Raw genomic sequence first — 5881 nt, forward strand, 5'->3', positions numbered from 1 at the left:
TATGTCCGCAGGCATCACAATTTGCTGATCGGCGACGCGACCGCCGAGCGGATCAAGAAGGATTACGGTATCGCGGTGGTTCCCGAAGACGGATTCGGCGAGACGATCCAGATCAAGGGCCGCGACCTTGTCAACGGCGTCCCCAAGGAAATCTCGATCAATCAGGCCAATATCGCCGAAGCCCTGTCCGAACCGATCGGCGCGATCGTCGAAGGGGTTCGCATTGCGCTCGAGAACACGGCGCCCGAACTGGCGGCCGATATCGTCGACCAGGGCATCGTGCTGACCGGCGGCGGAGCCCTGATCCGCCGGCTCGACGAACATTTGCGCGACGAAACCGGGCTGCCGGTGAGCGTCGCGGAAGATCCGTTGTCCTGCGTCGCGCTCGGCACCGGCAGGGCCATGGAAGATCCGATCTATCGCGGCGTCTTGATGACGGCGTAACACCACCACCAAGCCGGTTGCCGGCCCGGGTGGCCGCACCGGCCAATGAGGGGCAGCAGCTGGAGGGAGAGGGCGCAGATGGCGCCGCCGAAAATCCGTCAGACGGGACATTCCAGGAAGGCGCAGTTCAGCGCCTTTACCGGCTATCTCGTGGCGGCGACCGGCGCAGTGATCGGTGCCGTCCTGTTGTTCATCTCGCTTAACCGGCCTGGCACATTCTCCGGCATTCGCGGCGAGGCGACCGATGTCGTGGCGCCGGTGGGCGAAGCCGGCGCGGTCGGGCGCAGCGGCAGCCAGAGCCTGTGGGAAGGGATCAAGGGCTATTTCTACGCCGGCAGCCAGAACGCACGGCTGCAGCGCGAGATCGACCAAGCCCATGTCAGACTGGCCGAGGCCGAGGCTCTCGCCGCGGAAAACCGCGAACTGAAAGCGCTGCTTGAATTGAACGACGGCCCGACCCGGCCGGTTGCAATCGCGCGGCTGATTGGATCGACCTCATCGAGCGCCAGGCGTCTCGCCTATCTCTCCGCGGGCCGGGATGACGGAGTTGCGGTTGGAATGCCGGTCAGGTCACCGCTTGGCCTGGTCGGCCGCGTGCTGGAGGTCGGCGACAGGAACTCGCGCGTGCTGCTGTTGACCGACAGTTCCAGCATCGTGCCCGTACGCAGGGCGCAGGATAGTGTCGCCGGTTTCGCCGAAGGCCGCGCCGACGGGACCCTGCGGATCCGGCTCAACAATCTCGGTATCAACCCGCTCGAAGTAGGCGACGTCTTCGTGACATCGGGAGCGGGCGGGCTTTACCGGCCGGGGATTGCGGTCGGCGTGGCACGGGAGATCACCCGCGACGGTGCGATCGTATCGCTGTTGGGAAATCCCGCCGCGATGCCATATGTCGCGGTCGACCCGGTCTGGATCGGGGAGGCAGCCGAGGTGATCGAGAACGGGCCCGATCCCGACCAGTCCGGGACCGGCGAATGATCGACGAGCTCAACCCTCGATCGCGCAGCGACCATTTCGGATCGAAGATCGATCGTGCCCATTCTCCCTTGCTCGCCACCGGCTTGCCGTTCGTTACGATACTGCTTGGCTCGCTCGCGCCGCTTTTGCCGCTGCTCGCATTCGGCCCGATCCTGCCGCCTTTCGGCTACATGATATTCCTTGCCTGGCGGCTGGTGCGCCCCGGGCTCCTGCCCCTGTGGACCGGCATCGCGCTTGGCGCATTCGACGACCTGTTCAGCGGCCAGCCGTTCGGCTGCGCGATCATGCTGTGGTCGGTGACCTTGCTGATCCTGGAAGTTCTCGATTCGCGGTTTCCATGGCGCAATTTCCTGCAGGAATGGGCGAGCGCTGCCGGGCTGGTTGCTGGCTATATTGCCATCGCGGCGCTGTTCAGCGGGACCGGCCTCGGCCTGTTGGTGTTGCCGCTGGTAATACCGCAGATATTGCTCTCGATCCTGCTGTTCCCCATTATTGCCCGCATGGTTTCCGTGTTCGATCGCGTACGCCTGTTGAGAATTCGCGATGTGAGTGATTCGTACCGCACATGAAGCAACAACTGACCGCCGTCGGCCTGAGCCAGCGATTCAACCGGCGGAGCTTCGTGATCGGCGCGGTCCAGGGCGGCGTGGGGCTGCTGCTTGCCGCGCGCATGGGCTATATCGCCGTCGCCGAGAACGAGCGTTATCAGACCCTGGCCGAGAGCAATCGCGTCAATCTGTCGCTGATCCCGCCCCGGCGCGGCTGGATCCTGGATCGCAACGGCGCGCCGCTTGCCTCGAACCGGGCCGACTTCCGGGTCGACATCATTCCCGAGCGGATGAAGGACAAGGATGCGGAGATCGAAACGCTGGGCTCGCTGCTCGGAATGACCGAAGTCGAGGTCCAGGATCTCAAGGACAAGCTCGAGACAGCCCACGGATTCCAGCCGGTCGAAGTTGCCAATGGCCTCGCCTATGAAGATTTCGCGGCGGTAACGGTCAGGCTTCCCGAACTGCCCGGGGTCGTGCCGCAACGCGGCTTCTCCCGCTATTATCCGACCGGTCCCTCGGTCGGCCATCTGATCGGATATGTCGGCGCCGCGGCGCGCGAGGAATACGAGAAGGAACCGCAGCCGCTGCTCGTCACTCCCGGCTTCAAGCTTGGCAAGGACGGGCTGGAAAAGGAATTCGAACAGACCCTGCGCGGCGAACCTGGCGCGCGGAGGGTAGAGGTAACCGCCAGCGGCCGGATCGTGCGCGACCTCGAGACTCGCGAGGACGTCCAGGGACAACCGATCAAGCTGACGATCGACGGCCCGCTGCAGGATTACGCGGCGCGCCGGATTGGCCTCGAATCCGGTTCGGTGGTGGTGATGGACTGCATCACCGGCGACCTGTTGTGCATGGCATCGATGCCCAGCTTCGATCCCAACAGCTTCTCGGACGGGATCGGGCGCGTCGAATACAAGATGCTGACCGATGACGAGCGGGTGCCGCTGCGCAACAAGGTGCTCAAGGGCCTCTATCCGCCTGGGTCGACTATCAAGCCGATGCACGCGATGGCCTTCCTCAAAGCCGGCATCAGGCCCGAGGAGACCGTCAATTGTGCCGGCGGCCTGCGGGTCGGCAATCGCTTCTTTCGCTGCCATTCGACTCACGGTACGACCGACATGGCGCAGGCGATCTACAGGAGCTGCGACACCTATTTCTATCATTTCGCGCAGGTGGTCGGGTTCGACAAGGTGGCCGACTTCGCCCGCCATGTCGGCCTTGGCCAGGAATTCGACCTGCCGGTGGCGAGCCAGTTCTTCGGCACCGTCCCGGATTCGCAATGGAAGCTGCGCAGGTTCGAACAGGAGTGGCAGCCTTACGACACCGTGAACTCCTCGATCGGCCAAGGCTACTATCTGGCTAGCCCGCTCCAACTGGCAGTGATGAGCGCCCGACTGGCAACGGGGCGAGAAGTAGTGCCCCGGCTCATGGCCGACACCGGCATCAAGGATTTTGTGTCGCTCGGATTCTCACCGGAATACATCGCCTATGTGCGGCAAGCGATGAGCGACGTCGTCAACGGTCCGGGTACCGCCGGACGAGCGCGCCTGCCGTTTCCCGACATCAAGATGGCCGGCAAGACTGGCACGGCGCAGGTCGTGAGCTTGAGCGTATCCGATGGGCGCTCCGGCCCCTGGAAATACCGCGACCACGGCCTGTTCGTCTTCTTCGCTCCGTTCGAACAGCCGCGCTATGCCGGGGCGGTGGTGATCGAGCATGGGGGCGGGTCCGGAGCGGCCTATCCGGTCGCGCGCGACGTGATGACATTCCTGTTCGATCCGGCCAAGGGCCTCGAAGCGCTGCACGCGCTGGAGCAACAATGGGGCGGTACACCGCAGGAACGCATGGCCAAGCGCTATGCGGTCTATGCCGAGGAGGCCGGAATCGAATTGCCGGCGCTCCCGCCCGATCCGGAATCGATCGCCCGCCAGGTCGATGCCGAGGCCCGCGCGGCGGCAGCGGAGATCGAGGATTCTCCGCAAGGCTCGCGCCGGAGCAGGGATGTGGAAGAGGACGAGATCATACCACCGACGACGGAACCGGCCAGTCCGGTTGCGCCCGATCCCGTGCCTGCAACTGGGGCAGCGCAATGATCCGCTCGATCGTCCCTGCCCCGATTGCCAACCAGCCCTGGCCGGTGATCCTGCCCTTGACCCTGCTGGTCAGCTTCGGCGCGGCGGTCCTCTATTCCGCGGCAGGCGGAAGCATGTCGCCTTTCGCATGGTCGCATTTGCTGCGGTTCGCGGTCTTCCTGACGATGGCACTGGTTATTTCCTATCTGCCGCGCGAACTGGTCAGATGGGCTGCCTATCCGGCCTATCTCGGGACTCTCGTCCTGCTGGTGCTCGTCGAGGCGATCGGAGCCATGGGCGGCGGAAGCCAGAGGTGGCTGGAACTCGGACCGGTTAACCTCCAGCCCTCGGAGCTGATGAAACCGGCAATCGTGCTGGTCCTCGCCAGCTTCTACCACTCGTTGCCTGCGGGAGAGACGGGAGGGTTGCGTGCGATCCTCTTTCCCGCGGCGCTGATTGCGGTCCCGGCAGGGCTGGTGCTCCTCCAGCCCGATTTGGGGACTGCGCTGGCGATCATGTTCGGCGGTGTGGTCATGATGTTCCTCGCCGGCCTGCCGATGAAATGGTTCGTTGGCGGGGCCGGCGCAGCATTGGTGGTGGCACCCCTCGCCTTCTTCTTCGGTCTCAAGGATTACCAGCAGCGCCGGGTCACGACCTTCCTCGACCCCGAGAGCGATCCGCTCGGCGCCGGCTACCACATCACCCAGTCCAAGATCGCGATCGGATCGGGAGGGCTCACCGGAAAGGGCTTTGGCAACGGCTCGCAAAGCCACCTCGATTACCTGCCCGAGCCGCATACCGATTTCGTATTCGCGACCATGGCGGAGGAATGGGGACTGATCGGCGGCCTGCTGGTCTTGCTGGTGTTCGGCATTGTCCTGCGCTGGGGCCTTGGCGTTGCGCGCCGGGCAAGGGACCGGTTCTCGGCCTTGCTTGCCGGCGGGATGACCGCGACGATCTTTTTCTACGCCGCGATCAACCTCATGATGGTCATGGGGCTTGCCCCGGTGGTCGGGATTCCCTTGCCCTTCATGAGCCATGGCGGCTCTTCGATGATGACCAACATGATCTGCGTCGGCACGCTCATGATGATCGATCGCTGGAACCGGCAAGGCGGCCGAACCGGAGTCCTGTGACGAATCGATCCTGCAATCGATTCGGTCGGGAGGATGGCGATCGGAAGCCGTGCGGAGCTGGCCGGAAGGGCGAATTCCGGCCCTTCGAAGGCCGAAATCCAGATTTTTTTCGTTACAATTTCCGGTAAGATGGTTTCCTGGAATCGCCCTTAATCGATTGATTAAATCAATGGCGGGCGTCGCTTCGCAATCAAGCGCATGAATCGCAATTTCATTGCCGGAACTGCCCGACCGCTCTGCCTGGCGCACCAGTTCTTTTCCCTTGATAACGATCCCGGGGACCATTAACCGGTCGGTTAAATCGTGGCTGCGGTTCCCTGTTTGGCAGCGCCAGGTGCGTTGTCCAGGGAAGCGCAACCGCCCCTCCCGGACCTGGGGCATGGACAGCAGAGACTCTCCCTCATGTCTCTCTGGCCATGCCCCGGTCTCATTTTGCGGAGCGCCAACCACGGCACGACGGCAACGGCCGCAGTGCAATAAGGACGGGTTTTTATGAGTGCCGTTACGAATAACGCGGCCGGGCAGGATGCTCGGACCGACGGGAACATTTCGCTCCGGAATCTGCACGCCAATCTCGCCCTCTTGGCCGAGGAACTGGCCGAAGCGGTGAAACGGTTCGACAGCGCCTTGCAGGTCGGGACGTTTGGTCCGTCGACCCTGGAAGCGATGTCCCCGCGCGAATATTTCGTCTCCCTGCTCG

6 protein-coding genes are annotated in these 5881 nt (G+C 63.7%); all 6 read left to right on the top strand.

The features are described 5' to 3' along the window. Positions 1–444: rod shape-determining protein (locus tag AC16XC_RS08425; RefSeq protein WP_484034205.1), on the top strand; the 444-nt coding region annotated here is incomplete at its 5' end. A 78-nt stretch (positions 445–522) separates the two neighbouring features. Further along, positions 523–1422 (top strand): rod shape-determining protein MreC, encoded by a 900-nt coding sequence (locus AC16XC_RS08430; protein WP_484034206.1) that lies wholly within the window; start codon positions 523–525, stop codon positions 1420–1422. Then, positions 1419–1991 carry a rod shape-determining protein MreD gene (locus AC16XC_RS08435; RefSeq protein WP_484034207.1) on the top strand — a complete coding sequence of 191 codons (573 nt, stop codon included), beginning with the start codon at positions 1419–1421 and terminating at the stop codon, positions 1989–1991. The genes AC16XC_RS08430 and AC16XC_RS08435 overlap by 4 nt, the downstream gene beginning before the upstream one ends. Further along, positions 1988–4066, top strand: coding sequence for a penicillin-binding protein 2 (gene mrdA / locus AC16XC_RS08440; protein ID WP_484034208.1), 2079 nt, complete (start codon positions 1988–1990; stop codon positions 4064–4066). Before AC16XC_RS08435 ends, mrdA begins: the two co-directional genes overlap by 4 nt. Beyond that, positions 4063–5181, top strand: coding sequence for a rod shape-determining protein RodA (rodA, locus tag AC16XC_RS08445; protein ID WP_484034209.1), 1119 nt, complete (start codon positions 4063–4065; stop codon positions 5179–5181). Before mrdA ends, rodA begins: the two co-directional genes overlap by 4 nt. A 492-nt stretch (positions 5182–5673) precedes the next feature. Next, a partial coding sequence (locus tag AC16XC_RS08450; protein WP_484034210.1) for a hypothetical protein occupies positions 5674–5881 on the top strand: 208 nt, incomplete at its 3' end.

Source organism: Candidatus Andeanibacterium sp. (assembly GCF_057143545.1).